Raw genomic sequence first — 16200 nt, forward strand, 5'->3', positions numbered from 1 at the left:
CGACGCCCCGCCGAGGGAGCGGGGCGCCGGGGACGAGGCTTACGGCGACGTCCCGAAGCGGATGCGTTCGGCGCCGCCCAGCGGGTCGTCGGCGCTGCTGATCAGGCAGTTGGTGGTCGCGTCCAGCTGCAGGATCACGTTGCTCACCGGCGCGGCGAACTGCGCGTTCACGCTGAACAGCACGCCGTAGATCGGCAGCGGCGGCTTCGGCGTCATGTACTGGCCGAAGGCGTACTGCCCCGAGATGCCCAGCGGATGCAGCACGTAGGTCTTGCCCAGCAGCGTGGACTGCGCGGTCATGATCAGCGTCTGCGTGTTGATGCTGTACTTGGTGGCGACCTTCTGGCCCAGCACGTTGGCGAAGCGCGTGGCGCAGGCCTGGTCCTTCGACGGATCGGGCGATCCGGTCTGCTGCAGGCCCTTCGCGGTCTTCAGCATGAGGGTGACGGCACCGGTGTGCACGGGACCGGCGGCCTGCGCCGGCGACAGGAACAGCGACAGACCGGCGACCAGCAACGACGCCGCGAGGCCTGCGGGACTCGAACGGAGCATGGTGTCCTCCTTGAGGAATGCGCGCTTCGGGTTGTACTTCGGAATGCGATCGCGCCGGATCCGGCCGGCCCGTCATCGCGTCCCCCGTGATACGCCCCGCGCCGACCGGCCGATAGCTGTCAGTTCCGACAGCGTACGGCGTCGTCGTTCATCCGCGCGCGCTCATCCCTGCGCGAACAGCCGCTCCGCCTTCTGGAACAGGATCCAGCTGGTGGCGATGAACTTGTCGCCGCCCTGCGGGCGATTGCCGCGATGGGTGTGGGTGAAGCCCGCGGGCGCGATCAGCAGCGTGCCGGTGGTCGGCTTGATGCGGCGCCGCTGGAACAGGAATTCGGTCTCGCCTTCCTCGAACTCCTCGTTGAGGTAGACCGTCCACAGCAGGTGGCGGTGCAGCGTCTCGCAGCCGGGATCGCGCGGATACAGCTCGCAGTGCCAGTAGGGATACCCGCCCTCGCCGGCGCGGTACCACTGCAGGTTGACGCTGCCCGGGCGCAGGCAGTGGCGCGCCAGTTCGCTCAGCTGCGCCGCGTCCATGTCCGGGAAATCCTCCGCCGCCAGCCGGCGCAGGCTGCCGTCGGGCGTCTGCCGCTGCAGCATCAGCGGCGCGATCAGCGCCTGCGGCCAGGCGCGCAGGTAGTGGACGAGGGCGTCCAGCATCGCGAGGTTCAGCACCTGCTCCACGTCCTGCCAGCCGGCCTGCCCGGTGATCGAGATGTCGCGGCTGTGCTTGAGCTCCGGGTACACCCCGCCGCCGACCTGGCCGGGGCGCAGCGCGTCGCTGGCGCGGATGCGGGCGACGATCTCCGCGCACAGCTCGCGGGACAGGGCGTCGGGGACGACCTGGATGAAGTCGTCCTGGGTGATGTCGGTCGGGCCGGTCATGGGAGGCGGGCGCGGTCGGCGCGGGCAGAGGGAAGGTGGCGGGTCATGGCGTTCGTTTTCGTCCGTGAAGGCGCCATTCTGGCGCAGCCTCGGCGCGCGGGTGTCTCATCCCCGCGCGAGAACCCGCGACGCCGGTCGCGGGATGCCGCCCGTTTCCGGTCCCGGGCGACGGGCGGCCACCGCGGGACGGCGGCGGCTTCGCGTCCCGCCCGATGTTCGCCCCCTAAGTGTTTGCCCGGGCTCGGAAAAGCTGGCATCATGCGCGGCTCGCTGCGGCCGGTGCGTCCCTTTCGGGATGCCCGGGGACGGGGAACGCGATCCCCGTCGACTCGATCCGTCGACCTCCGCAACGACTTCAGACCCGCATCGCGTGGCGAACGTCCCGGCCCCAGGCCCGGACCGCCGCCGGGGCCGCCGTCTCCCGGGCCACGGGAGGCATCCGCAGATCGCACGACCCACGCGTCGCGCGTTCTTGATCGAGAGGTACGTATGTCCCGCGAATGTCAGGTGACTGGCAAGCGCGTCGCGACCGGCAACAACGTGTCGCACGCCAACAACAAGACCCGCCGCCGTTTCATGCCCAATCTCCACGAGCGCCGTTTCTGGGTGGCTTCGGAGAACCGCTGGGTGAAGCTGCGCGTTTCCACCAAGGCCCTGCGCACGATCGACAAGAACGGCATCGACGCCGTGCTCGCCGAGCTCCGCGCCCGCGGCGAAAAGATCTGAGGAGTAATCGACCATGGCTTCCAAGCGCGACAAGATCCGCCTGATCTCTTCGGCCGGCACCGGTCATTTCTACACGACCGACAAGAACAAGAAGAACACCCCCGGCAAGATGGAGGTCAGCAAGTACGACCCCGTCGTCCGCAAGCACGTGATGTACAAGGAAGGCAAGATCAAGTGACGTCATGGCGCGATCGCGCCGCGCGCGATCGCCTTTGCCATGACGTCATCCCGAGCCGCAGGCGAGGGATCTGCCTTTTCGAGAAGACGTTCCACGAGAACCCGCCGCAAGGCGGGTTCTTGCTTTCCGGCGCCCGCATTCCGACGCGCGATCCCGAGGCGCGGGATCGCGCAAAAGACCGTTCCGCGGCTTCGCGCTCGCCATGCCGCGGGGGCCATGCTCCAATCGCGACATGCTCCTGGGCCTGCATCCCGGTTACTGGCTGCTGATCGTCGACTGGGCGATCCGCCTCGCCGCGCTGTGGTGGATCCCGTCGCGCAGCCGTCCCGCCGCCGCGCGCAGCTGGCTGCTGCTGGTCGGCTTCGTGCCGCTGTTCGGCCTGCCGCTGTACCTGCTGCTGGGGCAGCCGTGGGTCTCGCGCGAACGCCGCGCGCGCCAGGCGCAGGCCTCCGCGCGCATCCGCGAGGCGCAGGCGCCGCTGGCCGCGCTGCGTGCCGTGCCCGCCGGCGCCGGGGCGGACGTCGCCGTGCTGGTGGAACGCCTGGGTGGCTTCCTGCCGATGCCCGGCAACCACGTGGAACTGCTCGACGACTACGACGCCAGCCTGCAGCGGCTGATCGACGACATCGACGCCGCGACCGACGAAGTCCACCTGCTGTACTACCTGATGTTCGACGATGCCGTCGGCGCTGTCGTCTGCGACGCCTTGCGGCGTGCCGCGGCCCGCGGCGTGCGCTGCCGTCTGCTGCTCGATGCGCTCGGCGCGAAGCCGGGCCTGCGCGCGTGGCGCAGGCGCCTGGTCGACGGCGGCGTGCTGGTGCACGCGATGCTGCCCGGCGGCCTGCGCTGGCGCCGCAGTGCCCGCGCCGATCTGCGCAACCACCGCAAGATCGCGGTGATCGATCGCAGCATCGGCTACACCGGTTCGCAGAACCTCGCCGCGCCGGACTTCGTGCCCGGCCATCCCAACCGCGAACTGGTCGCGCGCCTGCGCGGCCCGGCGGTGGCGCAGCTTGCGGCGCTGTTCGCCAGCGACTGGTACCTGGAAACCGGCGAGGCGCTGGACGTCGCGACCTGCGCGCCGGTGCCCGGCGGCGGCATCGCGCAGGCGTTGCCGTCGGGGCCGGCGTATCCGTTCGAGAACGCGCGCGATGCGGTCGTCGCGCTGCTGCAGCGCGCGCGCCGGCGCGTGGTGCTGGCCACGCCCTACTTCGTGCCCGACGACGCCGTGCTGGCCGCGCTGCGCATCGCCGCGCTGTCGGGCATCGAGGTCACGCTGATCCTCTCGCGCAGCAACAACCAGACGCTCACCGCATGGGCGCAGGCCTCGTACTTCGACGACCTGCTCGCCGCCGGCGTGCGCATCGCGCTGCATCGCCCGCGGTTCCTGCACGCCAAGCACCTGAGTGTCGACGACGACGTGGCGCTGATCGGGTCGATCAACCTCGACATCCGTTCGTTCGCGCTGAACGCCGAGGCGGGATTGCTGAGCTACGACAGCGGCGTGGTGGCGCGGCTGCATGCGATCGAGGCGGCGCGCCTGGCCGAAAGCGATGTCGTCGATCCGGCGCAGTGGGCGCGGCGGCCGACGTGGCGGCGCACGCGGGATGGCATCGCGCGGTTGGCGGATTCGTTGTTGTGAGGATCACGGTTCGCAATGCCGCCACAATGGCGCGATGCTCGGTAGAGCGGCCTTCAGGCCGCTGCTTTTTTGGTCAGGCAGATGGTCCGAGGCGAAGAGCAGCGGCCTGAAGGCCGCTCTACCGAAAGCGAGAGTGTTCTTGCCTGCGTGCGGCTCACGCGCCCAGCCGCTTCTCCATCACGTAATCGTCCATCACGTAGCCGTGGCCGATGTCGAACACGGCTTCGCGGCGCACGGTGAAGCCGGCCTTGCGGTAGACGGCGATCGAGCCGGCGTTGCCCTTGTTCACCGTGAGCCACAGCACGTCGCGGCCCTGCGTGCGGCACATCGCTTCGACGTGGCGCAGCATGCGGCCGCCCAGGCCGCGGCCGTGCAGGGCGGGCAGCAGGTAGAGCTGTTCGAGCTTCATCTCGTCGGCCTGTTCGCCCAGCGAACAGCTGCAGTAGCCGACCGCGTCGCCGTCGACGCGCAGCAGCCACAGCCAGCGGTCGCCGGCGTCGACGTAGCGGCGCAGGTTGTCGGCGGTGTAGCGGCCGTCGAGCATGTAGTCGATCTGCGCCATCGAGATCATCGTGCCGTAGTGGCTGCGCCAGATGGTGTCGGCGAGCGCGGCGACCGTGCCGAAGTCGGCGTCGGTCAGCGGATCGAGGCGGATGTCTTCGTGCATGGACGGGCTCGGTGGCGACGCGGCGGCACAGTATCCGCGAAGCACGGTCATGGCGGCGCCTCGCGGACGAAGTCCATCGTCCAGTTGGTTTCCCAGCTGACGCCATCGTCGACCGAGAACGCCTGCTCCCAGCGCGGTGTCTTGCCCGCGCGCCACAGGAAGCGAACGCGGATCGGTCGGCCGTCCAGCGTGTCGTCGGCGAGGAACGTGCCGATGCCGTCGACGAAGCGACCGACCATCGGCACGTCGAGGCGATGCGGCCAGCGGCCGTCCAGCCACCAGATCGACCACAGGCCGGTCGCGGGATCGCAGCTGCGCAGCGTGGCCGCGCGATAGGCGCCGCCGGGCAGGTCCAGCACGTTGTCGTCGACGTTGCCCGTGCCGCCCAGCAGCGGGCGCACGCGGCAGCTGCCGTCGAACGTGTCCCAGTCGGTGCAGCCGGTGAGCCGCGCGCGCAGGCGACGATGGCGCACGCGCCAGTCGCCGTGGAAGAAGTCGAAGGCGTGCACGCCGGCGGTGGGCGAGGTCGAGACGGCGCTCATGCGCGCCGCCAGTGCATGATCCAGTTGTCGTCCCAGGTCGCGCCGCCGTCGCGCGACATGCCCTGGCGCCAGCGGCAGGAGGTCGGCGTGATCTCGTCCCAGACGCCGCGGACGACGATCGGCTTGCCGTCGTCGGTGTCCTCGGCGGTGAACACGCCGGCGCCGTCGACGAAGCCGCCGGTCAGGCCGGCCGTGCCCAGCACGCCGGACTTCGTGTTCACCCAGAAGTCCGACCACACGCGGGTCTCGCGATCGAGCAGGCGCAGGCCCATGCCGCTGAAGTCGCGGGCGGGGATGCGCAGTTCCTCGACGCTGCCGACGCCGCCGAGGATCGTCCAGCAGGTGGCTTCGCCGTCGAATTCGTCCCACTCGCCGGTCGCGGCGGACTTGAGCCGACGATGGCGGATCCGCCATTCGCCGGCGAGGAAGTCGAACTCGCCCGGCCGGCCCGGGGCCGGGACCGGACGCGCGGGCGGCGGGGCGGCGGCTTCGGCCAGCGCGTCGCCGGCGAGCGAGACGGCGAGGCCCGCGGCGGCGGTCTTCAGCAGGGCGCGGCGGGCGGGATCATCGGGGGGCAGCGACATGGCGGGCTCCGGCAGGGATCGGGAGCGCACAGCCTGCGCCGCGATACCTGACAACGGCTGTCAGGCATAGACTGCGACCCTGCACGCCCACCCCGGATCGTCCCGATGCGCAGCAGCCGACTGCTCTCGCTCCAGCTCCATCTCCAGCTGCACGGTCGCGCCACGGCCGAGGCGCTGGCGCGGGAATTCGAGGTCTCGGTGCGCACGATCTACCGCGACATCGAACGCCTCGGCGCCGCCGGCGTGCCGGTCTGCGCCGACCTCGGCCCGGGCGGCGGCTTCCGCCTGATCGATGGCTACCGCACGCGGCTGACCGGGTTGTCCGCGGACGAGGCCGAGGCGCTGTCGATGATCGGCCTGCCCGCCGCGGCCGAGGCGATGGGTCTGGGCGCCGCCGCCGCGGACGCCCGCCGCAAGCTGCTGGCGGCGCTGCCGGAGACGCGACTGGCGCTGGCCGGTCGCTTGCGCGAGCGTTTCCACCTCGATGCCGCGGAGTGGTACCGCCAGCTGGAACCGCCGCCGTCGCTGCCCGCGCTGGCCCGCGCGGTGCTCGACCAGCGCGTGCTGGCGATGACCTACGACAGCTGGACCGGCGTGCGCGACTGGACCGTGCAGCCGCTGGGCCTCGTGCTGAAGGCCGGCGACTGGTACCTGGTGGCGCACGGCCACGGCAAGGTGCGCACGTTCAAGGTCGTGCAGATCCGCGCCCATGCCGTGACCGAGGCGACCTTCGCGCGGCCGGCGGATTTCGCGCTCGCCGCGTACTGGGCGGAGGCGCTGGCGCGGTTCGAGGCCGACCTCCGCCCGGCGCTCGCCACGCTGCGGCTCACCGCGACCGGCCTGAAGCGGCTGGCGGCGCAGGGCACCTGGGCGCGACGCGCGGTGGACGCGGCCGGGCCGGCGGACGACGACGGCTGGGCGCGGGTGACGCTGCCGATCGAGCGGATCGATCAGGCCGCGCTGCTGCTGCTCGGGCTCGGGCCCGAGGTCCGCGTCGACGCCCCGGACGCCCTGCGCGACCACCTGCGCGCGCTGGCCGAAGCGGTGGCGCGGCACTGCGACGGCGCCAGCCGTTCGTCGCGATCGACCGCATGAATGGGACCGATGCCGCTGTTTCCCGTTCCGGCGGCGTGGTATCACCGCCTCGATGCCCGATTGCGGGCATCGCGTCGCCTTCGATGCGACGTCCGTTGGTGATGCTGTCGAACGCCGTCGCGTCCGCGGCGGCGTTTCCATCGACCCTCAAGGAGAACCACGCCATGAAGCGCAAGACCACGCCGCAGACCCGCACTGCCTCCCGCGACCAGCGCCTCGACGCCGTCCTCGGCGCCCTCGAGAAGAAGGCCCCCACCGGCCAGGCCCCGGCTGGCAGCTGCCGTCGCTTCATCTACTGCTTCTGATGTCCCGCGCGCCCGCCGGTCGCCGCGCGCGGCCGGCGGGCGTGTGCTGATTCGCGCCGGCACAGGCGACACGCCCGCATGCACGGACGCATGGACGACGCGACTGCGTGCGCCGACGCGTCCGCGCTGTGCGTCCTCGAACCCGGTCCCGTCTCGCGCACGCTGCCGCCGGTCGCGCGGCGCATTGCGCGTGCGGTCGCGCGCGGCGACGCGGGCACGCTGCTGCCGCCCGTGCTCGCACTGCGCGACGGCCCCGATGGCGGTCGCCTCGCCGTCGCCGACGGCCCGCTCTCCGGCGCCGACACCGCCCGCACGCTGCTCGCGCTGTGGTCGCGGCCGGCGTTCGCGCCGTTCCTGACGCTGCTGTCCGCACTGGACGCGTGGCGCCGCGTGCAGGCGCCGCGCTGTGCCGACGTGCTCGCGCCGCGGCAGCTCGATCTGCTCAACGGCGACGTCTACGGCGATCTGCTGCGCGAGGCGTTCGAGCGCTGTGCCGGAGCGCATCGCGTCGCCGACAACGCACGCTGGCTCGAACATCGCCGCCGCGCCTTCTGCGCCGCGATGGAACGTTTCCTGCATCGCCTGCGTCGCGATCTGCGCGGTGGTCGCCTGCAGGCCCTCGGCGTGCGCGGTCGCGCGCTCGCGCTCGCCGCGCTGGGCGACGAAACCCACAACGGGTTCGATCGCGTGCTGCGCGTCGGTTTCCGCGACGACGTCGCCATCGTCTACAAGGCGCGTCCTGCCGACGGCGAACGCCTGTTGCTGCGCGCCGGCGGCCTGTTCGACGCGCTGCAGCGCGCGCCCGCGGCGGCCGGCGCGTTCCGGCTGCCGCAGCTGGCATCGGTCGACGGCGTGCGCAGCGACTGCGTCTGGTGCGAGTGGATCGCGCCGGCGGACGAACAGGGCACGCTGCGCCGCGACGGCGCGTGGCGCCTGCGCGGGCCGCGGCTGCCGCAGCGCACGGCGCGCCGCTTCTGGCACGACGCCGGCGCGCTGGCCGCGGCGAGCTTCGGCTTCGGCATCGCCGATCTGTTCGGCGGCAACGTGCGCGTCGGCCGAAGCCGCGCACTCGCCGAGCCGCTGCCGTATCCGGTCGATCCGGAAGTCTGCTTCCAGCCGCTGCCGGGCCTGTGGCAGACCGGGCTGGTCGGCGATGCCGCCGACGGCGGCAACCACCACGTCGGCTTCGAGCGCCTGCCGCGGCTGTGCAGCACCGACACGCCGCTGACCGGTTTCGTGCGCGACGCCGATGGCCGCATCGCGCTGCGCCGCATCGATGCCTCGCTGGCGCGTGCGACGACCGCGAACGTCGTCGCCGATGCGCGCGGCCGCATCGGCTACGCGCCGTACCTGCCCGAGTTCTTCCGCGGGATGTTCGACGCCTGGCTCACGCTGTGCCTCGAACGCCCGCGCCTCGACGCCTGGCTGCGTCGCCATGCCGCCGATGCGCGCACTCGCGTGCTGCGGCGATCGAGCGACGTCTACGCCGCGGCGATGGATGACGCGATGCTCGATGCGCGCGCCGGCTTCGACGCCTTCGATGCCGCCGAGCGTGCGCAGATGCGGCGCGGCGATCTGCCCGCGTTCTATCGCGCGCTGCGCGGCGGGCCGCTGCGCTGGTGCGCGGTCGACGACGACGGTACGCCGCGCTGGCGCACGCGGCGCTGCCCCGATCCCGCGCCGCTGTCGCGTGACGGTCTGGCGAAGGTGCCGGAGATCATCGATCTCGGCGCTGCGCTGCGCGATGCGGCGGCCTACGTGTTCCGCGACACCGGGCCGTGCGTGCGCGAGGACGCCGCGTTCGGCGTGTCGCTGCGCATCGACGGTGCGCGTCGCGGCAGCGCGACGTTCGACTGGCCGCAGCAGGGCCATCGCCTCGTGTTCCGCTGGCACGGCGAGCGTCTGCGTCTGCGTGCCGAACCGCTGCCGTCGCCGCCACCGGAGGCGGCCGAACGCACGCGGCTGCGCACGCAGCTGTTGCGGATCGATCGCGTCGATGCCGCGCTGCGCGCGCGCTGGGCGGCGGCGGGATTCCCCGCGCGCGGCGAGGTCGCGCGCGAGCTGCGTGCGCTCGAACGCGGCGCGCGCGACTGGCTGCAGGCCGTCGTCGACGCGCACGGCTGGCCCGGGCACGCGCTGGTCGGCCAGCGCGCGGCCGCGGCGGCCTGCCGGTTGATCCAGCACCTGCCCGATGACGTCGCGTTCCAGCGCCGTTGCCTGCGCCTGCTGCGCGCGGCGGCGCAGGCCGGCGACGTGCCGGCGTCGCAGCCAGCGTACCTCGAAGACGCGCTGTGCGTGCAGGCCGGGCGACCGCAGCGCTTCGGCACCAAGCTGCGGCGCGTCGACGGCGTGCTGGTGCCGTATCCGATCCGCGGCGCCGCGCAGGTCGATGCGCGCCGGGCCGCCGTCGGCCTGCCGCCGATGGCGCGCTACCTGCGACAGGCGGCGCGCAAGCTGACTGCCATGGAGCGCAGCCGATGACCCGTGAGCCTGTCGTCTGGACGTCGCCCGTCGCGCCGCAGCCGCTGCCCGGCGCCGCGCGCGCGGCCGGCCTGCACGCACGCGATGCCTGGCGCGCGCTGCGTGCGGCCTGCGCACCGTTCCGCGACGGCACCCGCTTCCGCGTGTTGCCCGACGTGCGTTTCTGGCGCGACGACGCGCGACTGCGCGCACCGGGCACGGCGTTGCCCGGGCCGTCCGATCGCAGTCTCGCGGCGTATCGCGCGCGCCTCGCCGACGATGGTGCGCAGGATTTCGCATTGCGCATCGACGAACCGCTGCTCGCCGACGCTGCGCTGTGGCAGGCCGCACGCGCACTGCTGCGCGATGCGCTCGGTGCCGACGCAATTCCGGTGCTGCCGGTGGCGGCGGCGCTGACGCTGCGCGCCGGCGCTGCGCCGGCGCCATGGACCTGGCCCGACGGCCACGCGCGGCTGATCGCGGTGCTGGACGGCACGCTGCGGCTCGACGATGGCCGCATCGTCGCCGCGGGCGATGCGCTGTGGTGGCCGGCCGATGCCGGTGCATCGCCGCACGATGACGACGCGCTGCTGCTGTCGCTGTGCATCTCGACCGATCCGGAGACGATCGCGCAGGCCGTCGCCGAGGCGACCGATGCGCTGCTGCGCGACCTGCTCGAACGCCAGTGGCCGGACGACGGCGCCGTCGAAATGCGGCCGTTTCCGCCGCCGCTCGGCGCGCGCGGTCTGGCACCGCCGCCGGCACTGCGCGCGGTGGCGCAGGCGCTGTCCGCGGCGTCGCTGCACGACGCGCTGGCCGACGCGCTCGACCTCGATGCCTGCTTGCGCGCGAGCAGCCGCGGCCTGCTGCCGATCCCCGGCGTGCGCCGCGCACCGTTGCGCGACGAGGCGCTTGTGCGGCTCTGCGCCGACGGCGTGATCCGCCGCCGCCTCGACGATCGCCGCTGGCTGCTCGCGGTCAACGGCCACGTGCAGCTCGTCGACGCGCGGCCCGCGTGGCGTCGCGCGTGGGCGCGGTTGTGCACGGGCGCGCCGCAGCGCGTGGGCGATCTGGTGGGCGGCGCGCGCGATCGCGATGTGTTGCGCGAACGGCTCGATGTGCTGCATGCGCTGGGCGCGCTCGACCTGGTGGCGGGAGACGCGCCATGACCGACCACGACGTGCTGCCGACGCTGGACTGGGACCGCTTCGTCGCCGCGCACTGGGACCGGCGCCCGGTGCGCATCGTCGACTGCGGCCGCGCGCCGTTCGTGGCCGGCGAGGTGCTGCGTGCGGCGTCGCGCGCGGCCGGCGTCGAGGCATCGCCGCTGCCCTACGCGCAGTTCACGCTCGATCGCGCGCAGCAGACCGATCCGCGACCGGCATTGCCGCGCGCCGGCGAACGCGATCTCGCCGCCTATGCGCGCCGCCTCGCCGATCTCGCCGATGGCCGTCGCCATGCGGTGATCGTCAATCGCCTGCACGGCTTCGACCACGCGCTGTGGCGACGCGAGCGCGACTGGTTCGCGCCGCTGTGGGCGCGCGTCGGACTGCCGTCGGGCAGCGCCATCACCACGTGGTTCCACGGCGATTACGACCACAGCCCGATCGGCGTGCACAAGGACCGGTTCGCGACCTTCATGTTCGTGCTGGCCGGGCGCAAGCGCATGCGTTTCTGGGCCGAGCGCCCGTGGCGCGAGCCGGTGACGACGCGGGTCGACTACGCCGCGTACCTGCCGCAGTCGTTCGCGGTCGAGCTGGGCCCGGGCGAAGCGCTGTACTGGCCGGCGAGCTACTACCACGTCGGCGAAACCGCCGGCGATGGCGCGGCGACCAGCGTCAACGTCGGCATCCCGCGTGGCGAGCAGCATCGGCATTACGACATCGACGATCTGCTCGCGCCGCGCGATGCGCCGATGCCGTCCGCCGCGCGCATCGTCGTGCCGGCGAGGCCCTGCGTCGCGATGTCCGTCGATGCGCAGCGCGACACCGTCGACGACGTGCCCGCGGTGTGGCGCGCCGCCGCCGCCGACCTGCGCCGCCGCTGCGCCCCACGCCGGCTGGCCGCGAGCGCGCGCCGGGTCGCGCTGGCCCGCGCCGGCGCCGGCGGCTTCGAGCCGGTGCCGCCGCCGGCGAAGCGACCGGCGCTCGCGACGGGCGACACGCTGCAGCGGGTCCCCGGCGTGCGCCTGCTGTGGTCCGCCGCCGCAGGCGCGCCGGTGCTGGTCGGCGCCGAGGGCCATGTCGCCGGGACCGTGCTGGACGCCGCCACCGTCGCGCGGCTCATCGCCGTGCTCGACGACGGCCGCGCGCATCCGCTGCGCCGGCTGCTGGCGTTCGCGGCCGATGCGCCCGCGCGTCGCGCGCTGCACGTGTTGCTGACCGACCTGGTGGCGTGGCGTGCGCTGCGCCGCCGGCGCGGCTGAGTCTGAGGTATCCCCACAAATTTTCGTGGAATCCTTGGGCATTCACGTCCCGACGACATTCGTGAGCCGGTTCTGCTCTTGATCTGCCGGGGCCCCTGGTCGCGACGGGCTTCGCGAATCAGGCCCGCAGGGCGCGCGGCAGGAGGCCGCGCGTTTTTCGACCAGCACAGGGATGTGCTGTCGAAAAACCCCGCGAAGCCCGTGCACCCGACGCGCAGCGTCGGGCGCGACCGACGGGGGCGAAGACGCCCGCTTGCGCGCCACCGGCGCGCGGGCGACTGAGCGCCCATGCGCTGCGCGCATGGGCCGGGAATGCTTTCTTTTGGCGACTTTTCTTGACTCGCGCCTGCGGCGCTCGCCCTTCGGGCCGGCTTCGCCGTTCGCGCCGCAAGCGGCGCAGTGCACAAGCAAAGAAAGGTGACTCGCTCGCGGCAGCGAGCGAAACCAAAAGCCGGGCAGGCAAGCTCGCCGCATGCCTTCGTCAAGGATGACCCCGATCGTCAATGAAGCAGGTCCCTCGCCTTGGGCTCGGGATGACACGAAATGGGGCGAAATCGCTTGCCCCGATGGTCTGTCGGCACAAAAAGTGGGGATACCTCAGGGCTGAGCCCTGCACCGACGTACACTCGACCCTTCGATCGGGCCTCGTCCGAGGGGGACGCATGATCCCGGGTTGGGTACTGCTGCTGGTGTCGCTGGGCTATGTCGGCGTGCTGTTCGCCGTCGCCTACATCGGCGACGTGCGCGGCGAGCGGCCGCGCTGGCGCTGGCTGCGGCCGGCGGTCTACGCGCTGGCGCTGGCGGTGTACTGCTCGTCGTGGACGTTCTACGGCGCGGTCGGCACCGCGGCGCGTACGGGGCTGGGCTTCGTGCCGATCTACCTCGGGCCGCTGCTGCTGCTGCTGTTCGGCTGGCGCATCCTCGAACGGCTGGTGCTGATCTCCGGCGAACACCGCATCGTGTCGATCGCCGACTTCCTGTCCTCGCGCTACGGCCGCGCGCCCGGGCTGGCGGCGCTGGTCGCGGCGGTGGCGGTGCTGGCCGCGGTGCCCTACGTCGCGCTGCAGTTCAAGGCGGTGGCGATGAGCGTGGAGGTGCTGGCGCCGGGCAGCGACCGCCAGCTGTTCGCCGATCCCGCGCTGTACGTCGCGCTGCTGCTGGCGGCGTTCGCGATCCTGTTCGGCACCCGCGCCATCGACGCCACCGAGCACCACCGCGGCATGGTGCTGGCGGTGGCGCTGGAATCGCTGGTGAAGCTGCTCGCGTTCCTCGGCATCGGCGTGTTCGCGCTGCTGCACCTGCCCGGCGACGGCAGCCTGATCGCGCGCATCGCCGCGGCCGGCGGCGCCGCGTCGGCGCCGGGATTGCCGGCGGGCTTCGTCGCGCAGACGCTGATCGCCTTCGCCGCGATCGTCTGCCTGCCGCGCCAGTTCCACGTGGCGGTGGTCGAATGCCAGGACGTCGCCGACCTGCGTCCGGCGCGCTGGTTGTTCGGCGGCTATCTCGTGCTGTTCAGCCTGTTCGTGGTGCCGATCACGCTGGCCGGCCATGAACTGCTGTCGGGTCGCGGCGTCTCGCCGGACACCTACGTGCTGGCGTTGCCGCTGGCGCTGGATCGCGACTGGCTGGCGCTGGTGGCCTACATCGGCGGGTTTTCCGCTGCGACGGGCATGGTGATCGTCGCCAGCGTCGCGCTCGCGACCATGGTCAGCAACGACCTGGTGATGCCGCTGCTGCTGCGCGGCCGCGCGCCCACCGCCGGCGGCATCGACCGGCTGGTGCTGTGGGTGCGGCGCGTGACGATCCTGCTGCTCGCGTTGCTGGCGTACGCGTACCACCGCATGGCCGCTGCCGCCGGCGACAGCCTTGCGCAGCACGGCCTGCTGTCGTTCGCGGCGGTGGCGCAGTTCGCGCCGGCGCTGATCGGCGGGCTGTACTGGCGTGGCGCCAGCCGTGCCGGCGCGTTCGCGGGCGTGTTCGCCGGCGCGGTGGTCTGGGCCTACACGCTGATGCTGCCGACGCTGGCGCAGAGCGGCGGCTTCGGCGGCGAGTGGGGCGCGTCGTGGCTGGCGCACGGGCCGTTCGGGCTGTCGTGGCTGCGGCCGCGGCAGCTGTTCGGCCTCACCGGCTGGGACCCGCTCACGCACGGCGTGTTCTGGTCGCTGCTGTTCAACATCGGCGCGCTGTTCCTGGTGTCGGCGCGGCGCCGGCCGCTGCTGCAGGAACAGTTGCTGTCCGCGTCGTATCTCGATCCCTACGCGCAGAAGTCGCCGCTCGGTCCGGGCGGCTGGGCCGGCACCGTGCGCAGCGGCGAACTGCTGGCGCTGGCCGAACGCATCGTCGGCGAGCGCCACGCGCGGCGCGCGTTCGCCGATTTCGCCGAATCGACGGTGCGCCGGCAGTGGCAGCCGCAGCAGCTCGCCGATCGCGCGCTGGTGCAGTTCACCGAGCGCCTGCTGGCGTCGGCGATCGGCGCGGCGTCGGCGCGGCTCACGCTGACCAGCGCGCTGCGCGGCTCGGGCATGGAACTGGGCGAAGTGGTGTCGCTGCTGGACGAAGCCAGCCAGGAGCTGCGCTTCAATCGCCAGGTGCTGTCGACCACGCTGGAGAACATCAGCCAGGGCGTGAGCGTGGTCGACGCCGACCTGCGCCTGGTCGCGTGGAACCGGCGCTACCAGCAGATGCTCGGCTTCCCCGAAGGCATGCTCTACGTCGGCCGACCGATCGCCGATCTCATCCGCTGGAGCGCCGAGCGCGCCGAGATGAACGAAGTCGGCAGCGGTGCCGGGCTGTCGGTCGAGGACCAGGTCGATCGCCGCCTCGCGCACCTGCGCGCGGGGCAGGCGTACGTGTTCCAGCGCGTGCGCGCGAACGGCCAGGTGATCGAGATGCGCGGCCAGCCGCTGCCCGGCGGCGGCTATGTCACCAGCTTCAGTGACATCACCGACTACAAGCATGTCGAACGCCAGCTGCGCGAGGTGAACGAGACGCTGGAGCAGCGCGTCGAGCAGCGCACGCGCGAGGCCGAGGCGGCGCAGCAGTCGAAGACGCGCTTCCTCGCCGCGGTCAGCCACGACGTGCTGCAGCCGCTGAATGCCGCGCGGCTGTTCGCTTCCGCGCTGCGCGAGACGCCCGATCCCGACGAGCGCACGCGCCTCGCCGAACGCGTCGATACCGCGCTGCGCGCCGCCGAGGACCTGCTCGACGGCCTGCTCGACGTCTCGCGTCTCGACGCCGGCGTGCTGCAACCGGAACTGTCGCACTTCGATGCGACCGAACTGCTGCACGAACTCGCCGCGCAGTACGCGCCCAGCGCCGCTGGCCGCGGCCTCGCGCTGCGCGTGCATGCGCGACCGGGCACGTTCGCGCGCAGCGATCGCCGCCTGCTGCGTCGCGCGCTGCAGAACTTCCTCGCCAACGCCCTGCGCTACACCCGCGAGGGCGGCGTGCTGCTCGCGCTGCGCCGCCGCGGGCAGGGCATCGAACTGCAGGTGTGGGACACCGGCCCGGGCATTCCCGCGCACCACCTCGGCCAGATCTTCGAGGAATTCCGCCGCTTCGAGCAGGCCGGCGTCGGCGGCGAACGCGGCCTCGGCCTCGGTCTGTCGATCTGCCAGCGCATCGCGCGCATCCTCGGCCATCCGCTGCAGGTGCATTCGCGCGTGGGCCGCGGCAGCGTGTTCTCGATCCGCGTGCCGCCCGGTCGCGCCATGCCCGCGCGCCCGTCACGCGTGATGCCCGCGGCCGATGCTGTCGCCGGCCTGCGCGTGCTGTGCGTCGACAACGACCCCGAGATCCTCGACGGCATGCGCGCGCTGCTCGATCGCTGGAACGCCGTCGCGCTCACCGCCGCCACCGTCGACGAAGCGCTGGCGCACATCGATCTCGACCACCCCGCCACGCTGCCCGACGTCGCGCTGGTCGACTACCACCTGCACGACCGGCTCGACGGCCTCGGCGTGATCGCCGAACTGCGCCGCCGCGCGAAACGCGATCTGCCCGCCGCGCTGCTTACCGGCGACGGCAGCGACATGCTCAAGAACGCTGCCCGCGAATACGGCTGCACCGTGCTGACCAAACCGGTGAAACCCGCGTCGCTGCGGGCGTGGCTGGGGGCGTGGGGTTAGTAGATCTTCGAACAG

Annotated in this window: 14 protein-coding genes; 9 read left to right on the top strand and 5 right to left on the bottom strand. The window is 72.6% G+C overall.

The genetic code is table 11. From position 1 onward, the window contains the following. Positions 1 to 39: 39 nt before the first annotated feature. Positions 40 to 552 (bottom strand): hypothetical protein, encoded by a 513-nt coding sequence (locus ACT53Q_RS03345; RefSeq protein WP_476185243.1) that lies wholly within the window; start codon positions 550 to 552, stop codon positions 40 to 42. Between the two features lie 162 nt (positions 553 to 714). Continuing rightward, a complete protein-coding gene (locus ACT53Q_RS03350) occupies positions 715 to 1434 on the bottom strand; it encodes a 2OG-Fe(II) oxygenase (RefSeq protein WP_476185244.1) in 720 nt (239 codons plus the stop codon). A 489-nt stretch (positions 1435 to 1923) separates the two neighbouring features. On the opposite strand from ACT53Q_RS03350, the gene rpmB reads away from it, so the two are divergent. The 3 genes from rpmB to ACT53Q_RS03365 all read left to right on the top strand — a co-directional run bounded on the left by rpmB (position 1924) and on the right by ACT53Q_RS03365 (position 3980). Beyond that, positions 1924 to 2160, top strand: coding sequence for a 50S ribosomal protein L28 (gene rpmB, locus ACT53Q_RS03355; RefSeq protein ID WP_345302467.1), 237 nt, complete (start codon positions 1924 to 1926; stop codon positions 2158 to 2160). 13 nt (positions 2161 to 2173) lie between these two features. Further along, on the top strand, positions 2174 to 2338 hold the full coding sequence (rpmG, locus tag ACT53Q_RS03360; protein WP_476171532.1) for a 50S ribosomal protein L33: 165 nt from the start codon (positions 2174 to 2176) through the stop codon (positions 2336 to 2338). Between the two features lie 232 nt (positions 2339 to 2570). Next, the gene (locus ACT53Q_RS03365; RefSeq protein ID WP_476185245.1) at positions 2571 to 3980 is read left to right on the top strand and encodes a phospholipase D-like domain-containing protein; all 1410 of its coding nucleotides are present in this window, start codon (positions 2571 to 2573) and stop codon (positions 3978 to 3980) included. Between the two features lie 154 nt (positions 3981 to 4134). Here ACT53Q_RS03365 and ACT53Q_RS03370 read toward each other — a convergent pair whose 3' ends face one another. Genes ACT53Q_RS03370 through ACT53Q_RS03380 form a run of 3 tightly spaced genes read right to left on the bottom strand, consistent with a single transcriptional unit; the run spans position 4135 to position 5773 of the window. Further along, entirely contained in the window at positions 4135 to 4647 is a 513-nt protein-coding gene (locus ACT53Q_RS03370; protein ID WP_476185246.1) for an N-acetyltransferase family protein, read from the bottom strand. A gap of 47 nt (positions 4648 to 4694) precedes the next feature. Beyond that, positions 4695 to 5189, bottom strand: a complete 495-nt coding sequence (locus ACT53Q_RS03375) for a hypothetical protein (protein WP_476185247.1) — start codon at positions 5187 to 5189, stop codon at positions 4695 to 4697. Beyond that, complete coding sequence (locus ACT53Q_RS03380; protein WP_476185248.1) at positions 5186 to 5773, bottom strand: hypothetical protein; 588 nt, start codon at positions 5771 to 5773, stop codon at positions 5186 to 5188. Before ACT53Q_RS03380 ends, ACT53Q_RS03375 begins: the two co-directional genes overlap by 4 nt. A 105-nt stretch (positions 5774 to 5878) precedes the next feature. On the opposite strand from ACT53Q_RS03380, the gene ACT53Q_RS03385 reads away from it, so the two are divergent. The 6 genes from ACT53Q_RS03385 to ACT53Q_RS03410 all read left to right on the top strand — a co-directional run bounded on the left by ACT53Q_RS03385 (position 5879) and on the right by ACT53Q_RS03410 (position 16185). Beyond that, the gene (locus ACT53Q_RS03385) at positions 5879 to 6868 is read left to right on the top strand and encodes a helix-turn-helix transcriptional regulator (RefSeq protein ID WP_476185249.1); all 990 of its coding nucleotides are present in this window, start codon (positions 5879 to 5881) and stop codon (positions 6866 to 6868) included. 83 nt (positions 6869 to 6951) lie between these two features. After that, a complete protein-coding gene (locus ACT53Q_RS03390; protein WP_476185250.1) occupies positions 6952 to 7173 on the top strand; it encodes a hypothetical protein in 222 nt (73 codons plus the stop codon). Positions 7174 to 7251: 78 nt separating this feature from the next. Then, a complete protein-coding gene (locus ACT53Q_RS03395; RefSeq protein WP_476185251.1) occupies positions 7252 to 9654 on the top strand; it encodes a DUF6624 domain-containing protein in 2403 nt (800 codons plus the stop codon). Then, entirely contained in the window at positions 9651 to 10802 is a 1152-nt protein-coding gene (locus ACT53Q_RS03400; protein WP_476185252.1) for a hypothetical protein, read from the top strand. Before ACT53Q_RS03395 ends, ACT53Q_RS03400 begins: the two co-directional genes overlap by 4 nt. Next, positions 10799 to 12058 (top strand): JmjC domain-containing protein, encoded by a 1260-nt coding sequence (locus ACT53Q_RS03405; protein WP_476185253.1) that lies wholly within the window; start codon positions 10799 to 10801, stop codon positions 12056 to 12058. Before ACT53Q_RS03400 ends, ACT53Q_RS03405 begins: the two co-directional genes overlap by 4 nt. 662 nt (positions 12059 to 12720) lie before the next feature. Next, complete coding sequence (locus tag ACT53Q_RS03410) at positions 12721 to 16185, top strand: NahK/ErcS family hybrid sensor histidine kinase/response regulator (protein WP_476185254.1); 3465 nt, start codon at positions 12721 to 12723, stop codon at positions 16183 to 16185. The last annotated feature ends 15 nt before the right edge of the window (positions 16186 to 16200 follow it).

It is taken from the genome of Lysobacter sp. DMC97 (assembly GCF_056313745.1).